Raw genomic sequence first — 22,712 nt, 5'->3', positions numbered from 1 at the left:
CCGCCGAAGTGCCGCCGGTCGTCACCGTCCGGACCGAATGGCGGTCGGCATCGTTTTCAGTCGCTGAGAACTGATTGGGATTCTTATACATCTTGGCGAACACGTTCGACCGTGGTCCCCATGTCACGCGACTTCCGTTCCGACCGACGCGCGATGCTGAAGGCCGGCGGTGCAGTCCTCGTCGCCGGCGGGCTCGCCGGTTGTACCGCGGGCGGTCAGGACAGCCCCGGGAAGCCCACGAGCGGCTCCGGTACCACCCCGGCCGGCGACGCTACCACTACGGACGCTGAGGAGCCGACCGACGCCGAGACGACCGCCTCCTCGGGGGAGTCCGTGACGGTCGAGGTCGGCCCCGGCGGTCGACTCGCCTTCGAGCCGAGCGGCGACCGGCCGCTGGTCGTCGGGGCGGGAACGACCGTCGAGTTCGTCTGGAAGTCCGACTCCCACAGCGTCGTGGTCGACCGCCAGCCCGGCCACGCCGACTGGCAGGGGTCGCCGGGCGGCGCGGGCGAGGTCTACGACGAGGGGTACTCCTTCTCGCACACCTTCGAGGAGCCGGGAATCTACGAGTTCCACTGCGAGGCCCACGAGACGGTCGGGATGACGGGCGCGATATTCGTTACTCCCGAGGGCGTGACCCCGGAGTACGCCACCGAGGACGGCCTCCCGGTGACCGTCGGGCCGGGCGGCGCCCTCACCTTCTCGCCGGGCACTGTCCGGCCGCTGAAGGTCCCGACCGGGACCGAGGTGAAGTTCGTCTGGGACTCCGACACCCACAATATCAGGGTCCGCGACCGGCCCGAAGGGGCCGACTGGACGGGGACGACCGGCGACGCCGACGAGATGTACGACGAGGGCCACGAGCACGGCCACACCTTCGAGACGCCCGGCGTCTACTGGTTCTACTGCCTGGCCCATCGGTCGGTCGGTATGGTCGGCGCTATCGTGGTCGGGGAGAAAGACGAGAAGTAGTCGCAGTGCGCGCCGCGGGCCGGCCGGCGGGCCGTCACACCGGTTCGCCGAACGCGTACACCGTACTGTGGCCGGTGATCTCGACGTCGAGGAAGTCGCCGGGCTCGACGCCGCGCTCGGAGGCGTTCTGGACGATGACCTGGCGGTAGGCCTCGTCGTAGCACTTCACTGAGTCGCCGGTACCTTCCTCGACGACCAGCACCTCGTGGGTCTCGCCGACCATCGCGTCGTAGGCCTCGGCCACCACGTCCATCTTGAGGTCGGTCATCTCCTTCGAGCGCTCCTTCTTCAGGGTGCCGCCTAGCCCCTTCATCTTGGCGGCGTCGGTGCCGGGCCGCTTCGAGAACCGGGTGACGTTGATCTTCTCCGGGCGGGTCTCGCGGAGCAGCGCCATGCTCTGGGCGTGGTCTCGGTCGGTCTCGGTCGGGAAGCCGACGATGAAGTCGGTCGAGAGCGTCCAGTAGTCGAGGCGCTCGTCGAACGTCTCGACGATGTCGACGTACTCGCTGACCTGGTGCTGGCGGCGCATGTCGCCCAGCACGTCGTTCGACCCCGACTGGACCGGCGCGTGGATGAAGTTGTAGAGCTCCTCGTTCTCGGCGAACACCTCGGCCAGCTCCTCGCGGATGCCGTGGACGCCCTTGGGGTTGGCCATCCCGACCCGGACCCGGAACTCGCCGTCGATGTCGCAGATGCGGTCGAGCAGCTCGTGGAGCTTGCGCTCGCCGTCGTCCCAGCCGTAGACGCCGGTGTCCTGGCCCGTGATGCGGATCTCCTTCGCGCCGGCGTGGACCAGCGCGCGGGCCTTCTCGACGTTCTCCTCGACGGGCGGGGAGTCGATCTTGCCGGTCGCCCGCTTGGTGATGCAGTACGAGCAGTCGGACATGCAGCCCCGGGCGATGGGGAGGATGCCGATGACGCCGTCGAGCACCGGCTCGGCGTCGGGCGTGGTGGTCGGACACTCGCCGTTCGTGACCGCCGTGGGAACCTCGTCCCAGTGGAGCACGTCGGCGTCGACGCCGGCCTGCCGGAACTCCTCGCCCTGCGCGAGCGCCATGCAGCCGGTCACGATGAGGTCGGCGGTCTCGTCTTCGAGTTCCTCGGCCCGGCGCAGCATGTTGCGCTCGGTCTTCTCGACCACGGTGCAGGTGTTGAGGATGGCGACGTCGGCCGCCTCGGGACCGTCGACGCGGTGGTGGCCCGCGTCGCGGAGCCGCCGCTCGATCTCGCGGCTCTCGCCCCGGTTCGACGTGCAACCGTAGGTCTCGATGTGGTAGCGGGCCATTCGCTGTGGGTTCCTTTCGGTTACGCGGGCAAAAGCGCGACGGATTGAACGCAGGACGACCGTCGGACCGCGGCCTCTCGACGGGTCCGGGTCGTACGTCGCCGCCGGGCCGACAGTCGGTTCCACGGCCCTTACTCCTCGTCAGCGTGCGCGTACAACGACAGCGACACCACGGACCCGACGACGACCGGAATCAGCCTCGTCTGCGATTCGACCGACTCGCCGGCGAGCACGCTCCCGGCGGCGTAGCCGATGGCGAGGAACGCGAGCCCGGCGATGACCGCCGAGACGCCGACCACGTCGTCCGACATCGATTCGACCGCCCCGGCGACAGAAGCGCCAACCATGTCCGGACGTTTACTGTCGAGGGGTTTAGCATTTTCCGTCGGGACTTCGACCGCGCACACGACCGACCTTTCCGGCGGCGTTCGACACTTTCCCCATTGCTCGCGCGGCCATCGGGCGTGGCCGCCGTCTCGACCGGCGTCATCTGGCCGGAAGTTCGTGACTCGAAGCTGTCGAGACAGACTGGCTGTTGGCGACTCCCGCGACGCTCGTCGGGCGGTCCCTGCTGGAGACGGTCGGAGCGACCGACCCCGTCCGGACGTTCCGGTGGCTGCTGGAATCGGTCGACCGGTCAGTAGTTCCGCCGGAAGTCCTCGACGATGTCGACGCCCGAGCTCGCGCCGATGCGCTCGGCCCCGGCGTCGAGCATCGCCTTCGCCTGCTCGTAGTTCCCGACGCCGCCGCTGGCCTTGACCGGCAGGTACTCGCTCATCAGCTCCACGTCCGCGACCGTCGCGCCGCCGTCGGCGAACCCGGTGGCGGTCTTGACGAACGCGGCGTCGGCGTCCCTCGCGGCCTCGCACGCGCGGCGCTTCTCCTCGTCGGTGAGCAGCGCGGTCTCGACGATGACCTTGACCGGAATCGGCACCGCGGCGACGACCTCCTCGATGTCCTCGCGCACGGCTTCACGGTCACCGGCCTTCAGGCGGCCGACGTTGATGACCATGTCGAGCTCGTCGGCGCCGTCGTCCTCGGCGATGATCGCCTCCTCGCGCTTGGCCGCGGTGGCGTGCTGACCGTGGGGGAAGCCGATGACGGTCGCCAGAGTGGTGTCCGGCGCGTACTCGTCGGCCTCCGCGACGTAGCACGGCGGGATGCAGGCGTTCATGCCGTACTCGGCGGCATCGTCGAGGACGCGCTCGACGTCGGTCATCGCGGTCTCGGGCCCGAGGACGGTGTGGTCGATCTTCGCGGCGAGCGTTGCCTCGTCCATACCCGACCCGAGACGTCGCGGGAGTAAAAAGCCGGCTGTCCGGGGTGCGGTGTCTGTGTCCCGGCTCCGCTACTCCGACAGGACGAGTCGCGCGAGCACCAGCGCAGCCAGCGTCGGCGCGAACGAGAGCGCGCCGAATCCGCCGAGAATCGCGAACAGTTCCCACGCGTAGAGCAGCCCCGGGCCGCCGACGAGGACGACCCCGACGAGGACGCCGACCGCGGCGCGCACCCAGGCCAGCGTCTCGGGGCCGGCCCAGAGCACCGCGAGCGCGTCCAGCACGTCCGCGAGGACCACGGCCAGCAGGACCCACGAGACCCTGACGCGGGTCGGGTGCGTGACCCTCTCCGGCGGCTCGGGAACGGGGAACACCAGGCGGATGCGCTCCGGCAGGCGCATCTCCGGGAGGGAGATCGGCGGGAGCGAGAAGCTGAACCCGGAGGAGTCGCCCCGGTCGGCGGGGTCGCGCTCGCGCGGACTCTCGGGGCCTCCGGTCCGGTCCCGGCGTCGAGTCCGTCCGGCGTCCTCGTCTGCCATGCCCCGGAGTACGTCACCGAGCGCCAAAGGCTATTCGTCGCGCTCCGGCCCGTCCGCGGGCGACTCGTCCCCGCGGTCGTCGAGCAGTCGCTCGACCGCCTCGACCGCCGACTCGATGACCGCCTCGGGCGACCGGGTGGCGTCGATGCGGACGAACCGCTCGGGCTCGGCGTCGACGAGTCGCTCGTAGTTCTGTTGCACCCGGCTCAGGAACGCGGCCTGCTCGAACTTGTTGGTCGCGCCGCTCCGGGCCGCGCCCGTCTCGGGGTCGACGTCGAAGTAGAGGGTGGCGTCGGGCGGCCGGGTCCAGGGGCCGTGGACCCCGCGGATGTACTCCAGCGGTCGCTTGACCCGGTCCTCGATGCTCACCGCCTGGTAGGCGTACCGGGAGTCGGAGTAGCGGTCCGAGACGACGACCTCGCCGTCGGCCAGCGCGGGCCGGACCGTCTCCGAGAGGTGGGCGGCGTGGTCGGCGGTGTAGAGGAACAGCTCGGCCACCGGGTCGGCGTCGTCGTCCGAGATGGAGCGCTCGACCGCCTCGCCGTACCACGACTCGGTCGGCTCGCGGGTGTAGACGAACTCGGGGAACTCCTCGCGGAGCACCTCCCAGACGGTCGTCTTCCCGCTCCCGTCGAGCCCCTCCAGGGTTATCAGCATGTTCGGAGGTGGTTTCGCCGCGGTATAAAGCCCTGCGAGTCGCGGCGGACGCCGACGAGCACGTACCTTTACTTTGCGCGCGTCCCGTGTTCGTTACATGAACGTGCTCGTCGCCGGCGGAACCGGGTTCATCGGGACGAACCTCGTGGCCGAACTGGTCGAGCGGGACCACGACGTGACCGTGCTCGCTCGGGACCCCGACGAGTCGGACCTTCCGAGCGAAGTCGACCGTGCGCGGGGCGACGTCACCGCCTACGACTCCATCGAGGCGGCGTTCGACGACCAGGACGTGGTCGTCAATCTGGTCTCGCTCTCCCCGCTGTTCAAACCCACCGGCGGGCTGAGCCACGAGGAAGTTCATCTCGGGGGTACTCGGAACGTAGTCGAGGCCGCGGAGAGCCACGGCGTGCGGAAGATCGTCCAGATGAGCGGCCTGGGGGCCGACCCGGACGCCCCGACCTCGTTCCTCCGCACGAAGGGACTCGCAGAACGGATCGTCGCGGAGTCCGACCTGGCGGCGACCATCATCCGCCCGTCGGTGGTGTTCGGCGAGGGCGACGAGTTCGTCGGGTTCACGAAACTGCTGACGACCCCGTACGTCGCCGCGCTTCCCGGCGGCGGACGCACCCGCTTCCAGCCCATCTGGGTCGGCGATCTCGCGCCGATGCTCGCGGCGTCGATCGAGGCGGAACACGACGGCGAGACCTACGAACTCGGCGGCCCGGAGGTGTTGACGATGGCCGACGTGGCGAAGCTGGCCTACCGCGCCGAGGGCAAGCCGGTGACGGTTCTGCCGCTGCCGATGCCGCTGGCGCGTCTCGGGTTGGCCGTCGCGGACCCGTTGCCGTTCGTCCCGTTCGGAACCGACCAGTACCGCTCGCTGAACGTGGACAACACGGTATCTCACAACGACGTCGACGCGTTCGGCGTCGACGAAGCCGATCTGATCACCCTCCGGTCGTATCTCGACCTCCCCGAGTAATCGTCACCGCCGAACCGGCCGAAACGTCCGTCAGACGGTCGTCGGACGCGGCCGCACTCCTCCCGATCTGCGACACCTCCACTCACCGATAAACTTAAAGGGACATGTTCGACTTCTGGTGTTGTTTTCGAGCTCACGATAAACGTCGGCTTACTGTCTTGCGATTTCCCGTAACGAGACGTTTCGGGTCGGCGTGGAATGGACCAAAAGGATTATCACCCCTACGTGGTTGTATTTCTCCCAACGGAGTACGGTCCGGAAAATGAAGCTCGCAATGATTGGTTTCGGGCAGGCCGGTGGGAAGATCGTGGACCAGTTCCTGGAGTACGACCAGCGAACTGGGAGCGCAATAGTGCGGTCGGCGGTCGCGGTGAACTCCGCGAAGGCCGACCTCATGGGACTCGATAACGTCCCGCAGGACAATCGGGTCCTCATCGGCCAGTCCCGAGTGAAGGGGCACGGCGTAGGCGCGGACAACGAGCTCGGCGCGGAAATCGCCGAGGAGGACATCGACGAGGTGCAGGGGGCCATCGACAACATCCCGGTTCACGAGGTCGACGCGTTCCTCATCGTCGCCGGCATGGGCGGTGGGACCGGGTCGGGCGGTGCGCCGGTGCTCGCGAAGCATCTCAAGCGCATCTACACCGAACCCGTCTACGGGCTCGGCATCCTGCCCGGCAGCGACGAGGGCGGCATCTACACCCTGAACGCCGCCCGGTCGTTCCAGACGTTCGTCCGCGAGGTCGACAACCTGATGGTGTTCGACAACGACGCCTGGCGGCAGTCCGGCGAGTCCATCGAGGGCGGCTACGCCGAGATCAACGAGGAGATCGTCCGGCGGTTCGGCATCCTGTTCGGCGCGGGGGAGGTCGGCGGCGACGACGAGGTCGCCGAGAGCGTGGTCGACTCCAGCGAGATCATCAACACGCTCGCCGGCGGCGGGGTCTCGACCATCGGCTACGCCGCCGAGGAGGTCGAGAACGACGCTTCCTCGAGCGGCCTGCTCTCGCGGTTCACCGGCGGCGAGGAGAGCCAGACCGACACCGCCAACACCACGAACCGCATCACCAGTCTCGTTCGGAAGGCCGCGCTCGGCCGGCTCACCCTCCCCTGCGAGATCGAGGGCACCGAGCGCGCGCTGCTGGTTCTCAGCGGGCCGCCGCGGCACCTCAATCGGAAGGGAATAGAGCGCGGGCGGAAGTGGCTCGAGGAGCAGACCGGCTCGATGGAGGTCCGGGGCGGCGACTACCCGGTGGCCGACTCCCAGTACGTCGCCAGCGTCGTGCTCCTGTCGGGCGTCAACAACGTCCCGCGCATCAAGGAGCTCCAGGAGGTCGCCATCGAGGCCCAGGACAACATCGACGAGATTCAGGAGGAGAGCGAGGAGAATCTGGAAGAACTCGTGGAGGACGACGACGATGAACTCGAACCACTGTTCTAGGCTCCTGACGCTGCTGCTCGCGGCCGCGCTGGTCGTCTCGGCGGTCGGTCCCGCCGCGGCCATCTCGGCGTCGGCGAGCGGCGCGCCCGACGAGGCGAAGGTCGGATCGGACGTGACGACGACGTTCACGGTAGAGAAGCCGTTCAGCGAGTACGACTCGTGGACGCTGAACGGGACGACCGGACTGACCGACGTGACGTGGACCGTCAAGCTCTACGACCAGGGCGGCGACAAGATCGGCCAGCAGTCGTACGACGGCCAGTCGTTCGACCACGCGCTGGAGAAGAGCGACGCCTACGAGGTCGAGGTGAAGCTCGAGGGCACCGTCCCCGAGGTCGAGAACTTCACCTACGACCCGGCCCAGTCGCTGCTGCTCGCCGAACTGGACCAGGTCCGAGAGGGCGGGAGTAGCGACTCCATCGCCGACCCGTGGACGTTCCGCCCGTACACCGAGGAGAGCGGCGACGCCCGCGCGGCGATCGAGGACGCCGAGGCGACCGTCCAGGACGCCGCGGACAGCGGGGCGAACGTCGACGAGGCCGAGAGCACGCTCGCCGACGCCATCTCGGCGTTCGACGGCGAGAACTTCGGCCTGGCCAACGACCTCGCCGGCAAGGCCGCCGAGAGCGCCAGCTCGTCCCAGCAGTCGAGCCAGCAGACGAAGATGCTGCTCTACGGCGGCGCCGGCCTGCTCGCGCTGGTCGTCGTGGTGGGCGGCGCGCTCTGGTACCGCTCCCAGCAGGACAGCTACGACAAGCTCCGCTGACGGCGTCCCGTCGTTCCGGACCGTATTCCGGGGGCAGGGGTTCTTCGACGTTCTACCGGACCGCGACTCGGTCCGGACATCGCTGCGCGACGACGCGGAGCCGCGGCTTCGAGTTGAGCGAACAGGCGGCCCGCGGTCGACCGCGAGGGGTGGGCCGCGCTTCCGCCTCGACGCCCTCGCGGCGCGGTTCAGGTCACGGACCGGGTTCGTCGCCTCCCCGGATTTAAACCCTCGCGGACCCAGGTCGACTGCCGCGAGCGAACCCGATTCCACAGGGCCTATAGCCGCGCCGCGCGAGCATACGCAGGTATGCGAGTCGTCGTCCCGTACGCCGCGGCCGAGCCCAAAACGCGACTGGCAGACGCGCTGTCGGCCGACGAGCGGACCGCATTCGCCGAGGCGATGCTGACCGACGTGCTGGCCGCGGTGCGAGCCACCGGTCGCGAGCCGGAGGTCCTCGCCACCGCGCCGGTCGACGCGGACGCGTCGGTGACGGTGGACGACCGCCCGCTCACCGAGGCGGTGAACGCGGTGCTCGCCGGGACCGACGGACCGGTCGCGGTCGTGATGGCCGACCTCGCGCTGGCGACGCCAGACGCGCTCGGCCGACTGTTCGACGGCGACGGCGACGTGGTCGTCGCGCCCGGCCGCGGCGGCGGCACCAACGCCCTGGCGGTCCGCCACCCGGAGTTCCGGGTCGACTACCACGGGACCTCGTTCCTGGACCACCTCGCCGCCGCCCGCGGGGTCGGCGCGTCGGTCGCGGTGGTCGACTCCCACCGGCTGGCGACCGACGTCGACGAACGCGCGGACCTCGCGGAGGTGCTGATCCACGGGGAATGCTCGTCGGCGTCCTACGGGTGGCTACGGGAGGCCGGATTCGAACTGGCGGGCGACGAGAGCAGAGTCGGCGTGGTCCGGACGGAGTGACGCGGTTCCGGAGTAGCAACCGTTTTCCGCGCCGCGGGGAAACGAGGGAACGATGATTCCGGGGGCCGACGAGTACGGCGTTGACGTCACCGTCGACGAGGACGAGGTCGAGCGACTGTTCGGGGTCGAGCCCGCGGACGTCGACCCGGCCGACGAGCTCACCTTCGCGAAGAACGTGTTCGTGCCGCTGACGACCGCCTGCCGGTACACCTGCACCTACTGCACCTACTTCGACGCGCCCGGCGAGGCGTCGCTGCTCTCGCCCGAGGAGGTCCGCGATATCGTCAGGACCGGCGTCGACGCCGGCTGCACCGAGGCGCTGTTCACCTTCGGCGACGACCCCGACGACCGGTACACGGCGGTCCACGACCAGCTCGCCGAGTGGGGCCACGACTCCATCCACAGCTACCTCCGGGAGGTCTGCGAGATCGCGCTCGACGAGGGGCTGCTGCCCCACAGCAACCCCGGCGACCAGACCCGCGAGCAGATGGAACTGGTCGCGGACGTCAACGCCTCGATGGGCGTGATGCTCGAGACGACCGCCGACGTCGACGCCCACGCCGGCCCGCGGGTGAAGTCGCCCGGTCAGCGGCTGAACACCATCCAGAACGCCGGCGAACTCGGCGTCCCGTTCACCACGGGCATCCTGGTCGGCATCGGCGAGGACTGGCGCGACCGGGCCGAGAGCCTGCTGGCCATCCGCGACCTCCACGAGCGGTACGGTCACGTCCAGGAGGTCATCGTCCAGAACGTCGTGCCCAACGAGCGGTCGTCGTTCGACCGGCCCTCGGTCGAGACCATGCGCCGGGCCGTGGCGATGGCCCGGTACTCCCTCCCCGAGGAGGTGTCGGTGCAGGTGCCGCCGAACCTCTCGCCGACCCGCGACCTGCTGGACTGCGGCGTCGACGACCTGGGCGGGGTCTCGCCGGTCACCGACGACCACATCAATCCCGACTACGCGTGGCCCGCGCTCCGGGAGCTAGAGGACATCGCCGACGAGGCGGGCGTCCCGCTGCGCGAGCGACTCCCGGTGTACCGGCGGTACATCGACGAAGAAGCGGACGGCGACGCCGACGACGGGTGGGTCTCGGCACGAATCCGGGAGGCCATCGAGACCGACGAACAGTACCACGCCGTGGTCGGGGACTGAATCGGTTGTCTCTCGGCCGGACGGCTCCCGCTACTTCTCCCGCTCCAGCGCGAGCGGTCGGGCCAGCCGCCTGGTCCCGTCGCCGAGACGCTCGCGGGCGGCCGCGAGTCGTCCCTTCTCGAACGACGAGACGCGGAGTTCACTGCCCTCGCGGTCGAGCACGCCGCGTTCCCGGAGCGCGTCGAGGGCGCGCTCGATGTCCCGGTCGTCTGCGTCGAGCGCCCCGAACAGCTCCCGGCGGGTCCGCGGCCGCTCGGTCAGCGTCTCGTGGACGCGCCGCTCGACGTAGCTCCGGTACACCGCCTCGCCGTCGCGGACGTCGTCGTCGTCCGCCGCGAGGCCGTCGTGGCGCAGCGTCTGGACAGAGTCGAGCAGGAGCCACCCGCCGACGACGAGGAACGCCGCCGGAAGCCACCAAATTCCGTCCTCGAACGCCAGGAGCGCGACCCCGGAGACGAGCGTCACGACGGCGAGTCCGAGCGACCGGACGCCCGCCTGGAGGTCGTACGCCTCCTCGACGGCCTCCGACAGGCCGACCACGGCGCCGGTAATCGCCGTGACCGCGAGTTGCGCGACCGACGCGTCGAACAGGACGTGCAGCACCGCGAACAGTCCTGCGCTAAAGAGGAGCGGGCGGAGGCCGATTCGGTCCCGGAGTTCGTCGCGGAGGGCCTCGGACATCGAGTGGGCGTACTCGGTCCACGCTGTTAAAATCAGTCGGTCATCTGACGGGCTGCGCCTGTCGACGCGAAGACGCCCGACGGCGCCCCGCGGTTCCGACCCGTCTACACTTCCGCCAGTTCGACGACGAAGGTGGCGCCGCGCGGGTCGTTGTCCTCGATTCGGACGCTGCCGCCGTACTGGCCCACCAGCGTGTCTACCAGGTACAGTCCGATACCGGTCCCCGAACTGTCGATACCCTGTTCGCCTCGCCCGAAGACGGCGTCGCGCTGGTCGGCCGGGACCCCCGGTCCGTTGTCGGCGATGCGGATCTCGGCGGTGCCGTCGCCGGCGTCGTTGTCGGCGTTGTCGCGGGTCGCGACGTCGACCTCGACCCGCGGCTCCTCGGCGTCGTTGTGCTGGACCGCGTTGTTGAGGAGGTTCCCGAACACCGACGACAGCATGCTGTTCGCCCGGACCCGTATCTCGGGGAGGTCGTCGGGCGCGACGAACGTCGCGCCGTCGTGGGAGGTCCGGGCCTTCCGCACCTCGCTCTCGAGGACTCGGGCGGCGTCCACCGGTTCGAGGTCGGGGTCCTCCTCGCCGGCGACCGTCTCCAGCAGCGTCGAGGCGGTCTCGGTGAGCTCGACGACGTGGTCGCTGTTCTCCAGCATCCGGTCGAGGTACTCCTCGTGGTCGGGGTCGTCGACTCGCTCCCGGAGGAGTTCGGCCATCCCGGAGATGACGTTCATGTCGTTGCGGATGTCGTGTTCGAGGATCTGGTTCATGATGGCGAGCTGCTCGGTCCGGCGGGCGAGTTCGCGCTCGTTCTTCTTGCGCTCTATCGCGTACCGCATCGTGCGGACGAGGAGCTCGCCGTCGATCTCCCCCTTGATGAGGTAGTCCTGGGCGCCGCGCTGGACCGCGTTGACCCCGAACTCGCGGTCGTTGAGTCCGGTGAGCAGGACGATGGGAACCTCGCGGGTCCGGTCGAGGACCGCGTCGAACGTCGCTTCGCCGCTGCTGTCCGGGAGCATCAGGTCGAGCAGGACGATGTCGACCGGCTCGGATTCGAGGCGTTCGAGGCCGTCTTCGAGGCGCTCCTCGTGGACCAGCGAGAGGTTCGGCGAGAGGTTGTCGCTGTCGTCCAGGATGTTCCCCTTCATCTGGAGCATCTCCTCGAAGAGCCGGGCGTCGCCCGGGTTGTCCTCGATCAGCAGCACCGTCGTCTTGTCCTGTTCACTCATCGTTCGGGGGAAGCTTGACTATCGAGAGCCAGAACTGTTCGAGGTTCTGCGCCACGTCGATGAACTGGTCGATGTCCACCGGCTTCGTGATGTAGGCGTTGGCGTGGAGCTCGTAGCTCTTCACGATGTCCTCCTCGGCCTCGGAACTGGTCAGCACGACGACCGGGATGCGCCGGAGTTCGCGGTCCTCGTCGATGTCGCGGAGGACCTCCTTGCCGTCCTTCCGGGGGAGGTTCAGGTCCAGCAGGATGAGGTCGGGTTGCGGGGCGTCTTCGTACTCGCCCTCGCGACGGAGGAACCGCATCGCCTCCACGCCGTCCTTGACCACGTGGAGGTTGTTGATGACGTCGCCCCGTTTGAGCGCCTCCTCGGTCAACCGAACGTCGCCGGGGTTGTCCTCGACTAGCAGTATCTCAATCGCCTCTCCGGGCGGTTCGCTACTCATCGCCCGCACCTCCGGCGGAGAGGGCGAAGTAGAACGTCGAACCCTCGCCGACCTCGGATTCGAGCCAGATGTCGCCCTCGTGGCGGTCGAGTATCTTCTGACACATGGCGAGTCCGATGCCGGTGCCGGAGTACTCGTCGTTGCCGTGAAGCCGCGAGAAGATGCGGAACACCTCGTCCGCATCGTCCTCGGGGATGCCGATACCGTTGTCGCTCACCGAGAACACGTACTCCTCGTCGTCGCGTTCGGCCGACACGTGAATCCGGGGCGTCTCCTCGTCGCAGTACTTGATGGCGTTGCCCACGAGATTCTGGAGCAACACGACCATCTGGCTCTCGTCGCACACTACCGACGGGAGCGGGTCGTGGGTCACCTCGGCACCGCTCTCGTGAACTGCCATCTGGAGATTGTCGGTCGCCTGTTCGACGACCGACTCGAAGTCGGTCCGCTCGAACTCGCCGCCGCGGGAGTCCACTCGGGAGTACTTCAGGAGGTCGTTTATCATCTCCTTCATCCGGTCGGCCCCGTCTACCGCGTAGTCGATGAACTCCTGGGCGTCCTCGTCGAGGTCGTCCTTGTACCCGCGTTCGAGCAACTGCATGTAACTCGACACCATCCGGAGCGGTTCCTGGAGGTCGTGAGAGGTCACGTAGGCGAACTGCTCCAACTGGGCGTTCGACTCCTCCAGTTTCTCCACCGTCTCCTTCAGTTCTATCTCGGCCTCCTTGCGGTCGGTGATGTCCCGCGTGATGACCTGGAAGGTCTCGCGCTCGCCCGGCAGGTCCACCGATGCGAAGACGTTGTGGAAGTACTCGCCCTCGTAGCCGTCCTCGAACCGCCTGGTCTCCCCGGTCTCGATGACCTCTCGGCCGATTTCGAGTCGCCGCTCGGCCACGTCTTCGGGAACGACGTCGAACAGCGACTGGTCCGTCAACGCCGTCGGCGTCGAGTCGAGCGCCTCCGCCATCGCGGCGTTCGCCATCACGAACTCCCCGTCGGCGTTTAACTGCGCGATCAGGTCCGGGGAGTTGTTCACCAGCAGTTCGTACTTCTGCTCGGTGCGGCGCTGTTCGACCGCGTTGTCTATCTGGTTCGCCAGTTTCTCGAACTGCTGTTCGCCTTCCTCCTTCTGGAAGTAGTGGGTGACACCGGCGGCGACGGCTTCGCTCGCTACTGCCTCGCTCCCGGTACCGGTCAACAGGATGAACGGCTGTTCGAAGCCGCGCTCGCGCGCCGCTTCGAGGAACTCGATCCCGTTCATCTCCGGCATCTGGTAGTCGGTGACGACGCAGTCGACGTCCGCGGAGTCGAGGCGGTCGAGGCCATTGCGGGCGTCGTTCGCCTTCATCGTCGTCATGTCGTAGTCTGTCGCGAGCGTGTCGGCGACGATCTGCGCGTAGAAACTGCTATCGTCGACTACCAACACCCTTATAGAGGTGTCCATGTGTCTGGCAGGTTCGTATCTCATTTTATAAGTGTACTGAACTCGCCCACAATCTTGTTTATCTTTGAAACTACGCGGCTGAACGGGCGATCACGGCGTCGGTTGGCGCTCCGGCGGAACGTCGAGTGGCCCGGACGGGCGGACGCTACCGCAAGTACCGGGTCTCGACCTCCGGCAGTCGCTTCCGGACCGCGACGTACACCACCGACACCGCGAGGCCGACGACCGTCAGCGTCCGGACCGCGCCGTCGAACACCAGCAGCCCCGGCAGCGAGAACACCCCCGCGAGCACGAGGTCCTCGGGCGCGCCGTCGTAGCGGATCCACCGGCGGGGCGGAATCCACGCCCCCTTCGGGTGGACGTACACGCCGCGGTCGTCGGTGGCCTCCCAGGGCCGGAGTTCGAGGCCGCCCCCGGCCGCGTCGGCGACGCAGTGGAGGCCGGCCGACAGCAGGAAGAACGCCGCGGCGACCGTGGCCGCGGTCGGGAACAGGGCCGCCAGCGCGCCCGCCGGAATCGCGGCGACCGAGTAGTACACCGGGAAGTGGAGCGTCCGGCGGTGCTGGCCCGACAGCAGGTCGAGGTCGGGGAACGCGCCGCCGGCGAACCCGGCGAGCGCGGCCGCGGGGGCGAGTTCGGGCGCGAGGACGGCGAGCGGGGTCGCCAACGCGACGCCCATCGCGGCGTGGGTGGTGTTCATCATGGCGGCGAGTCCTCAGTCGTCGGCCGGCGAGCGGTCCTCGGCGGCGGCCGGCCCCGTGGCGGCGTCGACCAGCGGCGTCCCGTCGGCCGCGGGACCGAGTTCGGGGCCGAACGGCGGGTCGGACGGGTCTATCTCGCGGGTCTCGCGGTAGTCGGTCGAGCGCTCGACCGGGGTCCGGCCGATCGCCGTTATCATCTCGACGTACTCCGCGAACGACCGGGCCTCGCCGAACTCGCCGCCGGCGCGCTTGGTGATCTCCTCGCTCAGGATGGTGCCCATGAAGTCGTTCGCGCCGCACGAGAGCATCTTGAGCCCCTGCTCGTCGCCGTACTTGACCCACGACGACTGGATGTTGTCGACGTTGTCGAGGAACAGGCGGGAGACCGCGATCATCAGTTCGTCCTCGTGGGTCGTCGCGCCCGCGTCGATCATCCCGCGCTCCGCGAGGGGCGTGTTCGGGTGGACGAACGAGAGGGGGACGAACTCGGTGATGTTGCCGGTCCGGTCCTGGAGGTCCCGGACGCGCTTCAGGTGGCGCACGCGGTGGGCCTCGTTCTCGACGTGGCCGTACATGATGGTCGCGGTCGTGTCGAGCCCGACCTCCGCGGCGGCCTCCATCGCCTCTATCCACTCGTCGGTGCCGATCTTGCCGGGACAGATGACCGACCGGACCTCGTCGACCAGAATCTCGGCGGCGGTGCCGGGCGCGCTGTCGAGGCCCGCGTCCTTCAGGCGGCCGTAGACCTCCTCGTACGACCAGTCGGTGCCCCGGCGGGCGTGGTACGCCTCCTCGGGGGTCATCGAGTGGAGGTGGATGCCGTCGACGTCCATGGCCTCCATCTGGTCGACGTAGGTGCCCGGGTCGGTCTCGTAGGCGTCGGCGGGCTTGTAGTTGAGATCGCCCCGGTCGCTGGCCTCCAGTATCTCGACGTGCTCGTCGTCGAGCGCGAGCGCGGGGTGGAGCCCGCTGACCGACGTGACCTCGTAGATGCCCGTCTCGCGGGCCGCTTCGACGATCTCCCGCGATTCCTCGGGCGTCTTCGTGAAGCCGGCGTGGTCCTCGCCGTTCTTCACTTCGAAGTGCTGTGCAGTGTCCTTGAAGTTGCAGAACAGGCAGCCCGTGTTGCAGGCGGTGGTGACGTTGTTGTTGAGGTTGGCGACGAAGGTGACGTCGTCGCCGACGACCTCCGCGCGCCTGCGGTCGGCGGCCTCCAGCACCCGCTCCTTGCGCGCGAGGTCGACGCCCTCGCGGTCGGTGCCGGTAGTCATGAGTTCGACCCCGTCGGCGACGGTGAGTCGCTCGCCGTCGCGGGCCTTCGCCAGCGCATTCTCGAACGACTGGTCGGTCTCGGGCACGCACTCGAAGTCGAACCGTCCCCGCGGGACGTTCGTCCGGGCCGCGTCTTCCATCACCCGGTACGAGGACCGGCAGCGGTAAAAACCGACGGGTTACGGCAGGGCGGCCGTCCGGCGGCGGGGTGCGCCGGATGAGCAGTATCGGGCATCACTGGCGCCGATTCGGAGACTGCTTGATGCACGAACATGCGTATTTCTCCCCGGTGCTTCGCGGAAGTGCTCACGGGAATGGAAACGCCTTAGTCTCACCGTGGCCACCCCTCCCACATGTCCGACAGCGACGGGGCGCGCGCGACGGCGTCGAGGTGGTTGCGGTGACGAGCGTCAAGGAGTTCCGGGTCGAACGCGAACCGACCGCGACCACCCCGGGCCGCGGGGCGTTCGTGTTCACCGACGACTACTCGGTGTTCGACTGGGGCAAGATGCCCGACGAGATCCCGGACAAGGGCGCGAGCCTCTGCGCGATGGGCGCGTTCAACTTCGAGCTGCTGGCCGACGAGGGCGTCCCGACCCACTACCGGGGGGTCGTCGACCCTCGGACCGACGAGGTCGTCCCGCTCGCCGAGGCAGACGCGCCGCCGGTCGAGATGGCCATCGACCTGACCCAGGTGCCCGACCTGCCCCACGAGGGCCGGGCGTACGACTACGAGGCGTTCCACGCCGCGGCGGGTGACAACTACCTGGTTCCCCTGGAGGTCGTCTTCCGGAACAGCGTCCCCGTCGGGTCGAGCCTCCGGAGGCGGACCGACCCCGCAGACCACGCGCTCGACTTCGCGGAGTGGCCCGACGGCGTCGTCCAGCTCGAGGAGCCCATCGTGGAGTTCTCCACCAAGTTCGAGGAGAGCGACCGCTACCTCGACCGCGAGGAGGCCGACGGCATCGCCGGGCTGGCCGACGTCGACGAGCTGGAGGCGGTCGCCCGCGAGGTCAACCGGGTCGTGACCGAGCGCGCCGCCGAGGCCGACCTGGTCCACGAGGACGGCAAGATCGAGTGCCTCTACGTCGACGGCGAGGTCCGGGTCGCCGACGTGGTCGGCACGTTCGACGAGAACCGCTTCACGTTCCACGGCCAGCAGGTCAGCAAGGAGTTCGTCCGGCAGTACCACAAGCGAACCCAGCCCGAGTGGGTCGAGGCGGTCGAGGCCGCCAAGCGAGAGGCGAAGGAGCGCGACGTCGCCGACTGGAAGTCGCTGTGCGAGGCCGAGCCCGAACCGCTCGACGCCGAGGTGGTCCGGGCGGCCCGCGACCTCTACACGGCCGGCACCAACGCCTACGTCGGCCGCGACCTGTTCGACGCGCCCGCGCTCGTGGACGCGGTGGCCGCGGTCCGGGACCTCTGAGTCGTCGACGGACGTCGCCCCGTTTCTCGTTACTACGGCAGCAGAAGCAGTCGAGAGCCGATAGGCTCCCGGCATTCCGCCGGTCGGGCGTCAGTTGCCGGCGTCCGGCGGCGCGACGACGCTCCCGTCGGTCGGCTCGTCGGGGGTCGCCCGGTCGAGTTCGGGGCCCATCCCCAGCCGGTAGCCGTCGGAGTCCTCGCGCTCCTCTGCGGCGTCGTCCCGGAGCTCGGTCCGGCCGCGGTGGATTGCGACGTCGTCGGCGAGGTGGAGCCGGACCGCCTCCAGCAGCACCTCGGCCTCGAGGGGCTGGCCCCGCTCCTTGAGGGTCTCGACCGGAGCGCCGTCCGGGACGTTGAACGCCCGCTGGGCGATGATGGGTCCCTGATCGAGGTCGGTGGTGACGTAGTGAGCGGTCACCCCCGCGATGCGGACGCCCGCCTCCTTGGCCTGCCGGTAGGCCTTCGCGCCGGGGAACGCCGGCAGCAGGCTCGGGTGGACGTTGATGATGCGGCCCTCGTACCGGAAGACGACGTTCGGGCCGAGGATGCGCATGTACCGGGCCAGCGCCACGAGGTCGATGTCGTACTGCGCCAGCAGGTCGAGCAGTTCGTCCTCGTCGGGGTTGCCGTCGGCGTCGCCCACGTCGTGGAAGGGGATGCCGTACTCCGTGGCGACGGGCTGGAGGTCGGGGTGGTTGCCGATGACGACCGAGAGCTCGGCGTCGAGCTCGCCGGCGGCGTCGGCCTCGCAGAGCCGCCGGAGGCAGTGGCTCTCCTTGGTGACCAGCGCCGCGACCCGCCGGGTCTCGCGGTCCGACGGGAACCGGACCCGCACGTCGACCCCGAGGTCGTCGCCCAGTTCGTCGAGGTCGTCCCGGAGCGCTTCACGGGTCGTCTCCATCTCGGCGGCGTCGACCCGCATCGTCATCCGGAACAGGTCGTCGCGGACCGCCTGGTCGAGGTCCTCGATGTTGATTCCGCGCTCGAACAGCAGGCTCGTGACCCTGGCGACGAGTCCGGTGTCGTCGTCGCCGATGACGGTGATCTCGGTCAGTTCGCGCTCGCTCATCGTCTCACCTGCGCGGAGGACATAGTCGTATGTCTGGACGACGCTCGGAGATAAAAGCTACTGCTTCCGTGCAAGATTCCCGAGTGCGTGCCGATTCGTGGCACACTTTCGGGGAGCACCGCCGGTTCGTCCGGGCCGCACCGACGCTTCGGTATGCACGTTCGTGGTGCGAACGCGGATTCCGAAAGTGCTTTTGAGCACGGACGACCACCTTCACCCGATGACCGCCTACACCGCCACGGTCACGGTCCGCCTGAAGGAGGGCGTCCTCGACCCCGAGGCAGCGACGACCAAGCGGGCGCTGGAGCGGCTCGGCTTCGAGCTCCAGGGCCTGCGGTCGGCCGACCGGTTCGAGCTCGACGTCGACGCCGACTCGGCCGACTCGGCCGCCGACCGCGCCGGCGAGATGGCCGAGCGCCTCCTGGCGAACCCGACCATCCACGACTACGACGTCGAGGTCGAGCCCCGAGAATGACTGTTGCGATATCTCTGATGGCGACCGTTCGCCACCACTGGAGGTGGCTCCAGTGACGGTCGCCATCTCGACGATACCGACCGTCTGCCGACGCCACGGGAGGCGGTCGGCGTGACGGTCGCCATCGTCCAGTTCGGCGGGAGCAACTGCGACCGCGACGCCCGGCGCGCGCTCGACCACCTCGGCATCGACGCCGAACTCGTCTGGCACGAGGACGGCCTGCCCGACGACACCACCGGCGTGATGCTGCCCGGCGGGTTCTCCTACGGCGACTACCTCCGGGCCGGCGCCATCGCGGCCAACAGCCCCGTACTGGCCGAGGTCCGGGAGGCCGCCGCGGCGGGCACGCCGGTCCTCGGGGTCTGCAACGGCGCCCAGATCGGCTCGGAGTCGCGGCTGACTCCCGGCGCGTTCACCACCAACGCCTCCGCCCGGTTCCAGTGCGAGCGCGTCCACGTCAGAGTCGAGAACGCCGACACGCCGTGGACGGCGTCCTACGACGAGGGCGAGGTCGTCGAACTCCCGATCGCCCACGGCGAGGGCCGCTTCGAGATCGCCGACGATCGCCTCGCGGAACTGACGGACGCGGACCGCGTGCTCTTCCGGTACTGCGACGCGGACGGCAACGTCACCGACGAGGCCAACCCCAACGGCTCGAAAGACAACGTCGCGGGCGTCGCCGGCGAGGCCGAGAACGTGGCGGTGCTGATGCCCCACCCCGAGCGCATCTCGCTGCCCGACGTCGGCGGGACCGACGGCCAGGGTATCCTGCGGGGCTTCGAGGCCTGACGGCTCGGCGCGGAAATCCGTTCGGACACTACCGTCGCACGGCACCGTGGTACTCGGTCAGTACCGCGAACCCCGCTTCTGGCTCCGACCGTAGGCGTAGAACAGCACCCAGACGACCACGACGCAGACCAGCCAGCCGACGACCGCCACCACCGACCACGGCGTGAGCGGTCCTGCGGTCACCGTCATCGCTCTATCGAGACGGGCGTGTCGCTGGCGATCCACTGGTCGTCGGTCTCGTCGCTGTTCCGGATCTCGATCCAGCCGTTCGAACAGAAGATCGTTTCGTAGTCGCCCCAACCCTCGGACATTGTGCCCGACACACCGGGTCGGCGGCGTCCGGCGAACTCCCCGGGTCGCCGGGCGCCGCCCTCGATGTGCCACCCCCGGTCGAACCAGTGGGTCGGTGCGGACTTTGTTATCCGGTGAGTAGCGCGGCCGTAGGTCGGCCTTAGCCGCGCGAACGCCGCATTGAACGCCGTCCGCGGCCGCTTACCGTGTCGACGGTCCAACAGCTCGGCGGTCGCTGACGGTCCGGGGCGCGACAGAAAGCACTTGGCAGCCGGGGTTCTCTGCTCGGGCGTGCCCTCCAGACGCCGACTCCTCCGGGTTTGCGGAGCAGGCGTGTCGCTCGGCCTCGCTGGCTGTCTCGGTGCCGGCGGCGGCTCGCCGGGCGGAACGACCGGCGTAACCGGCAGTACGACCGCCCAAACGGAGACGACCGCGGAGAGCCCGCCCGAGGTCCGCGAGGTCGACCCCGCCGGGGTCGCCGACCGGGGCGTCCCGCGCTCGCCGACCATCGACTCGGACACGTACGAACCCTTCCGCGCCTTCGTCGTCGGCGAGCGACCGGACTCGCCGGGCAGCCTCTACCAGACGCCCCACGTCTGGGTCTGGAACCTCACCGGCGAGTCGGCGACGATGACGGTGACGGTGTCGACCGGCGGCACGGAACTCCGGCGGACGACTGCCGAGTTCCCGGCGGACGCGCCCCTCGCGGTCGTCTTCCGCGACCGCGGCGCCTACGAACTGTCGGTCGAGACGGGCGACCGCGAGGGGACGGTCGAGGTCGGGCAGGACCGCTTCCGGTGCAACGCCACGGGGACCGACGTTATCGTGAAACCGGACGACGTCGAGACCGGGACGGTCACGACCGACATGGCCTGCACGACGACGCCCGGGACTGAGAGCACTTCGGATGCCTCGGGAGGAGGGTAGCGATGCGACCGGACGACTGTCACGACGCGGCGCGGCCCGCCAGACGGCGCCTGCTCGCGCTCGGCGGGTCGGCGCTGGTCGGGTCGCTCGCCGGGTGTACGTCGTCGCTGTCGGTCGACGACGGACCGCCCGACGTCAGGGAGGTGCCGGGTCTGCGTCCCGACAGTAGCGCGCCGTCGGCCATGCCTACACTCTCGGCGGAGTCGACGCTCACGACGCTCGCTGTCGGCCGCGGTGGGAACAACCACCCGGTCACAGCCTGGAACGTGACCGACCGGAGCCGCGACGTCGCGCTCGAAATCGCCGGTGAAGGCGACGCCGAGCCGTGGTTCCGCGGGGAGTACGCCCTCGACGCCGACACGAATCTCATCGTCGACCTGCGGGACCCGCGACACTACGCGGTTACGGTCCGCGTCGGTGAGCGGTCGAAGACGGTCGACGTTCCGAAATCACGGTTCGACTGCAACAACTCGGCGACCGACGTGGCGATCCGGGAGGACGGCATCGAGAGCCGGTCGATCTCGACGTCGATGGCGTGCGGCGGACTGTAAGCGGTGTATTGTCGGAACTGGGTAAATCAATACGGGCGGTTCCGATGGCGGAAGAACGAGAGAAGCTAGCTACTGCCGTCACCTCTGAATTTCCCCACCGCAACTGGACCGACCCTCGTCCTCCCCAGCCTCCTCCTTCGCTCCCTTCGGTCGCTCAGTCGTCCCTCGCGCGCGTTACTCGCACGCGCCGACGATGGAAGACGCGCCGACGATGAAAAGCCGAGCAATCGCGAGAGAATTAACGCCCCCGACCTACCGCGCCAGCGGCAGGCTGAAGCTCGTCTCGCGCTCGACGACCGCTTCCCAGGTCGCCTCGCACTCGCAGGACACCTCCGAGAACACCGAGGGATCCTGCCGGAGGTCGAAGTCCTTGATGGCGGTCTGGACCCGGTCGTCGCACTCCCCACAGTTGTGCGGGCCGCGGTCGCTGCCGTGGCCCACGGGGTCCGAGACCACGATGGCGTCGGCGTCCGCGGTGTCCTCGAGCACCTCGGCGACCGACCAGAGCCACGGCGGGCGGTAGCCGTCCCGGAAGTAGAGCTCGTCGACCATGGTGTAGCGCTGGACGTTGGTCGGGTTCATCGAGACGGTGTGGGCGTACTCGGCGCACCGCCGGACCGAGGACTTCATGTCCTCGACGGCCTCGGACTCGCTGAGGAACGGCGGCTTCATCAGGAGGTAGGCCTTCACGCCGGCGCCCGCCTCGTCGGCCTGCTCGCTGGCCGCGACGAAGTCCTCGAAGTCGAAGTACTTGTTCACGCAGTCGTGGCGCACCCGGTCGGTCGCGGTCTCGAGGCCGATGGCGACGTCGGTGTCGAGGCCCTGCTCGGTGAAGTCTTCGAGCTTCTCGCGGTCGACGAAGTCGGGCAGGCTCTCGACCACGATGCGCTCGCGGTCGCCGAACGTCTCGGCGATGGCCCGCCGGGTCTCGGCGCCGACCTCGCGCTCGTCGAGGAACGACCCGGAGGTGTAGATCTTGATCAGGCCCGACTCCCCGTCGGCCTCGCCGGCCTCTATCTGTTCGCGCTCGTGGTCGAGGCAGACCTCGATCTGGTCCATCAGCGCGTCGTGGGCGACCGACCCGCCCTCGACCGACTCGGCGACGTAGCCGCACATGGTGCAGCCGCCGGCCCGGGCCCACCGACAGCCGCCGGTGTTGAGGATGATGGTGAGGCTCTGGTAGACCCCGCCGGGCGTCCGGTCCTCGTCGATCCAGACCCGGGTGGGCTCGTGGGGGTCGTACGTCTTGTCTTTCTGGGCCCGGATGTCCCGCATCACCTTGTTGTGGGCGTCCATGCCCCGGCCCTGCTCGTAGACCTCGGGCGTCGGCTTGCTCATTACCGGCGGGTAGCGGCCCGGCGCGTAAATCGGCTTCGGGTCCGATATGCTGGGTGTTCCCCGTTAAGCGGTGATGACT

The 22,712-nt window shown here is 68.9% G+C and carries 26 protein-coding genes; 11 read left to right on the top strand and 15 right to left on the bottom strand.

The genetic code is table 11. The annotated features are described in order from the left end of the window. The first annotated feature begins 120 nt into the window (after positions 1–120). Positions 121–972: a plastocyanin/azurin family copper-binding protein gene (locus DVR07_RS12580; RefSeq protein ID WP_115797634.1), complete on the top strand. Its 852-nt coding sequence runs from the start codon at positions 121–123 to the stop codon at positions 970–972. A 34-nt stretch (positions 973–1,006) separates the two neighbouring features. On the opposite strand, the gene DVR07_RS12575 is transcribed toward DVR07_RS12580, so the two are convergent. The 5 genes from DVR07_RS12575 to tmk form a co-directional block, all read right to left on the bottom strand. After that, entirely contained in the window at positions 1,007–2,257 is a 1,251-nt protein-coding gene (locus DVR07_RS12575) for a tRNA (N(6)-L-threonylcarbamoyladenosine(37)-C(2))-methylthiotransferase (RefSeq protein ID WP_115797633.1), read from the bottom strand. A gap of 131 nt (positions 2,258–2,388) precedes the next feature. Next, on the bottom strand, positions 2,389–2,604 hold the full coding sequence (locus DVR07_RS12570; protein WP_162829546.1) for a hypothetical protein: 216 nt from the start codon (positions 2,602–2,604) through the stop codon (positions 2,389–2,391). A gap of 290 nt (positions 2,605–2,894) precedes the next feature. After that, the gene (gene deoC / locus DVR07_RS12565; RefSeq protein WP_115797631.1) at positions 2,895–3,536 is read right to left on the bottom strand and encodes a deoxyribose-phosphate aldolase; all 642 of its coding nucleotides are present in this window, start codon (positions 3,534–3,536) and stop codon (positions 2,895–2,897) included. A 69-nt stretch (positions 3,537–3,605) separates the two neighbouring features. Further along, a complete protein-coding gene (locus tag DVR07_RS12560; RefSeq protein ID WP_115797630.1) occupies positions 3,606–4,073 on the bottom strand; it encodes a hypothetical protein in 468 nt (155 codons plus the stop codon). Positions 4,074–4,103: 30 nt separating this feature from the next. Further along, complete coding sequence (tmk, locus tag DVR07_RS12555) at positions 4,104–4,730, bottom strand: dTMP kinase (RefSeq protein ID WP_115797629.1); 627 nt, start codon at positions 4,728–4,730, stop codon at positions 4,104–4,106. A 97-nt stretch (positions 4,731–4,827) separates the two neighbouring features. Between tmk and DVR07_RS12550 the strand changes: the two genes are divergently transcribed. The 5 genes from DVR07_RS12550 to cofG all read left to right on the top strand — a co-directional run bounded on the left by DVR07_RS12550 (position 4,828) and on the right by cofG (position 9,999). Then, positions 4,828–5,712 carry a complex I NDUFA9 subunit family protein gene (locus tag DVR07_RS12550; RefSeq protein WP_115797628.1) on the top strand — a complete coding sequence of 295 codons (885 nt, stop codon included), beginning with the start codon at positions 4,828–4,830 and terminating at the stop codon, positions 5,710–5,712. Positions 5,713–5,974: 262 nt separating this feature from the next. After that, positions 5,975–7,153 carry a tubulin/FtsZ family protein gene (locus DVR07_RS12545; protein ID WP_115797627.1) on the top strand — a complete coding sequence of 393 codons (1,179 nt, stop codon included), beginning with the start codon at positions 5,975–5,977 and terminating at the stop codon, positions 7,151–7,153. After that, positions 7,131–7,919, top strand: a complete 789-nt coding sequence (locus DVR07_RS12540) for a hypothetical protein (protein ID WP_115797626.1) — start codon at positions 7,131–7,133, stop codon at positions 7,917–7,919. The genes DVR07_RS12545 and DVR07_RS12540 overlap by 23 nt, the downstream gene beginning before the upstream one ends. Positions 7,920–8,228: 309 nt before the next feature. Further along, the gene (gene cofC / locus DVR07_RS12535) at positions 8,229–8,849 is read left to right on the top strand and encodes a 2-phospho-L-lactate guanylyltransferase (RefSeq protein WP_115797625.1); all 621 of its coding nucleotides are present in this window, start codon (positions 8,229–8,231) and stop codon (positions 8,847–8,849) included. Between the two features lie 52 nt (positions 8,850–8,901). Beyond that, positions 8,902–9,999 (top strand): 7,8-didemethyl-8-hydroxy-5-deazariboflavin synthase subunit CofG, encoded by a 1,098-nt coding sequence (gene cofG, locus DVR07_RS12530; protein WP_115797624.1) that lies wholly within the window; start codon positions 8,902–8,904, stop codon positions 9,997–9,999. Between the two features lie 30 nt (positions 10,000–10,029). Here the strand turns inward: cofG and DVR07_RS12525 are convergent, their stop codons facing one another. From DVR07_RS12525 to cofH, 6 genes are all read right to left on the bottom strand, one after another. After that, a complete protein-coding gene (locus DVR07_RS12525) occupies positions 10,030–10,680 on the bottom strand; it encodes an MFS transporter (RefSeq protein ID WP_115797623.1) in 651 nt (216 codons plus the stop codon). Between the two features lie 104 nt (positions 10,681–10,784). Further along, on the bottom strand, positions 10,785–11,906 hold the full coding sequence (locus tag DVR07_RS12520; protein WP_115797622.1) for a hybrid sensor histidine kinase/response regulator: 1,122 nt from the start codon (positions 11,904–11,906) through the stop codon (positions 10,785–10,787). Then, a complete protein-coding gene (locus tag DVR07_RS12515; RefSeq protein WP_115797621.1) occupies positions 11,899–12,351 on the bottom strand; it encodes a response regulator in 453 nt (150 codons plus the stop codon). The genes DVR07_RS12520 and DVR07_RS12515 overlap by 8 nt, the downstream gene beginning before the upstream one ends. Continuing rightward, a complete protein-coding gene (locus tag DVR07_RS12510) occupies positions 12,344–13,795 on the bottom strand; it encodes a sensor histidine kinase (protein ID WP_162829545.1) in 1,452 nt (483 codons plus the stop codon). Before DVR07_RS12510 ends, DVR07_RS12515 begins: the two co-directional genes overlap by 8 nt. A 145-nt stretch (positions 13,796–13,940) precedes the next feature. Further along, a complete protein-coding gene (locus DVR07_RS12505; protein WP_115797619.1) occupies positions 13,941–14,498 on the bottom strand; it encodes a metal-dependent hydrolase in 558 nt (185 codons plus the stop codon). A gap of 12 nt (positions 14,499–14,510) precedes the next feature. Further along, positions 14,511–15,908 (bottom strand): 7,8-didemethyl-8-hydroxy-5-deazariboflavin synthase subunit CofH, encoded by a 1,398-nt coding sequence (cofH, locus tag DVR07_RS12500; protein WP_115797618.1) that lies wholly within the window; start codon positions 15,906–15,908, stop codon positions 14,511–14,513. A 260-nt stretch (positions 15,909–16,168) separates the two neighbouring features. Here cofH and DVR07_RS12495 point away from each other — a divergent pair, with 260 nt between their 5' ends. Then, the gene (locus DVR07_RS12495) at positions 16,169–17,194 is read left to right on the top strand and encodes a phosphoribosylaminoimidazolesuccinocarboxamide synthase (RefSeq protein WP_115798330.1); all 1,026 of its coding nucleotides are present in this window, start codon (positions 16,169–16,171) and stop codon (positions 17,192–17,194) included. 90 nt (positions 17,195–17,284) lie between these two features. Here DVR07_RS12495 and DVR07_RS12490 read toward each other — a convergent pair whose 3' ends face one another. Then, positions 17,285–18,262 carry a formyltetrahydrofolate deformylase gene (locus DVR07_RS12490; protein ID WP_115797617.1) on the bottom strand — a complete coding sequence of 326 codons (978 nt, stop codon included), beginning with the start codon at positions 18,260–18,262 and terminating at the stop codon, positions 17,285–17,287. Positions 18,263–18,482: 220 nt separating this feature from the next. On the opposite strand from DVR07_RS12490, the gene purS reads away from it, so the two are divergent. Together purS and purQ are read left to right on the top strand one after the other, a co-directional pair. Beyond that, a complete protein-coding gene (gene purS, locus DVR07_RS12485) occupies positions 18,483–18,737 on the top strand; it encodes a phosphoribosylformylglycinamidine synthase subunit PurS (protein WP_115797616.1) in 255 nt (84 codons plus the stop codon). A gap of 111 nt (positions 18,738–18,848) precedes the next feature. After that, positions 18,849–19,526 carry a phosphoribosylformylglycinamidine synthase I gene (gene purQ, locus DVR07_RS12480; protein ID WP_115797615.1) on the top strand — a complete coding sequence of 226 codons (678 nt, stop codon included), beginning with the start codon at positions 18,849–18,851 and terminating at the stop codon, positions 19,524–19,526. Between the two features lie 57 nt (positions 19,527–19,583). On the opposite strand, the gene DVR07_RS22520 is transcribed toward purQ, so the two are convergent. Together DVR07_RS22520 and DVR07_RS22515 are read right to left on the bottom strand one after the other, a co-directional pair. After that, positions 19,584–19,709, bottom strand: coding sequence for a hypothetical protein (locus DVR07_RS22520; protein ID WP_255457534.1), 126 nt, complete (start codon positions 19,707–19,709; stop codon positions 19,584–19,586). A 2-nt stretch (positions 19,710–19,711) separates the two neighbouring features. Beyond that, entirely contained in the window at positions 19,712–19,837 is a 126-nt protein-coding gene (locus tag DVR07_RS22515; protein WP_255457533.1) for a hypothetical protein, read from the bottom strand. A gap of 313 nt (positions 19,838–20,150) precedes the next feature. On the opposite strand from DVR07_RS22515, the gene DVR07_RS12475 reads away from it, so the two are divergent. Next, positions 20,151–20,744 carry a hypothetical protein gene (locus tag DVR07_RS12475; protein WP_115797614.1) on the top strand — a complete coding sequence of 198 codons (594 nt, stop codon included), beginning with the start codon at positions 20,151–20,153 and terminating at the stop codon, positions 20,742–20,744. Between the two features lie 2 nt (positions 20,745–20,746). Continuing rightward, entirely contained in the window at positions 20,747–21,295 is a 549-nt protein-coding gene (locus DVR07_RS12470) for a hypothetical protein (RefSeq protein WP_115797613.1), read from the top strand. Positions 21,296–21,547: 252 nt separating this feature from the next. Here DVR07_RS12470 and DVR07_RS12465 read toward each other — a convergent pair whose 3' ends face one another. After that, a complete protein-coding gene (locus tag DVR07_RS12465) occupies positions 21,548–22,633 on the bottom strand; it encodes an archaeosine biosynthesis radical SAM protein RaSEA (protein WP_115797612.1) in 1,086 nt (361 codons plus the stop codon). Between the last annotated feature and the right edge of the window lie 79 nt (positions 22,634–22,712).

The organism is Halorussus rarus (genome assembly GCF_003369835.1).
Lineage (GTDB): Archaea > Halobacteriota > Halobacteria > Halobacteriales > Haladaptataceae > Halorussus > Halorussus rarus.
Note: the sequence above shows the minus strand (reverse complement) of the source record. Positions and strands in the feature narration are given on the sequence as shown.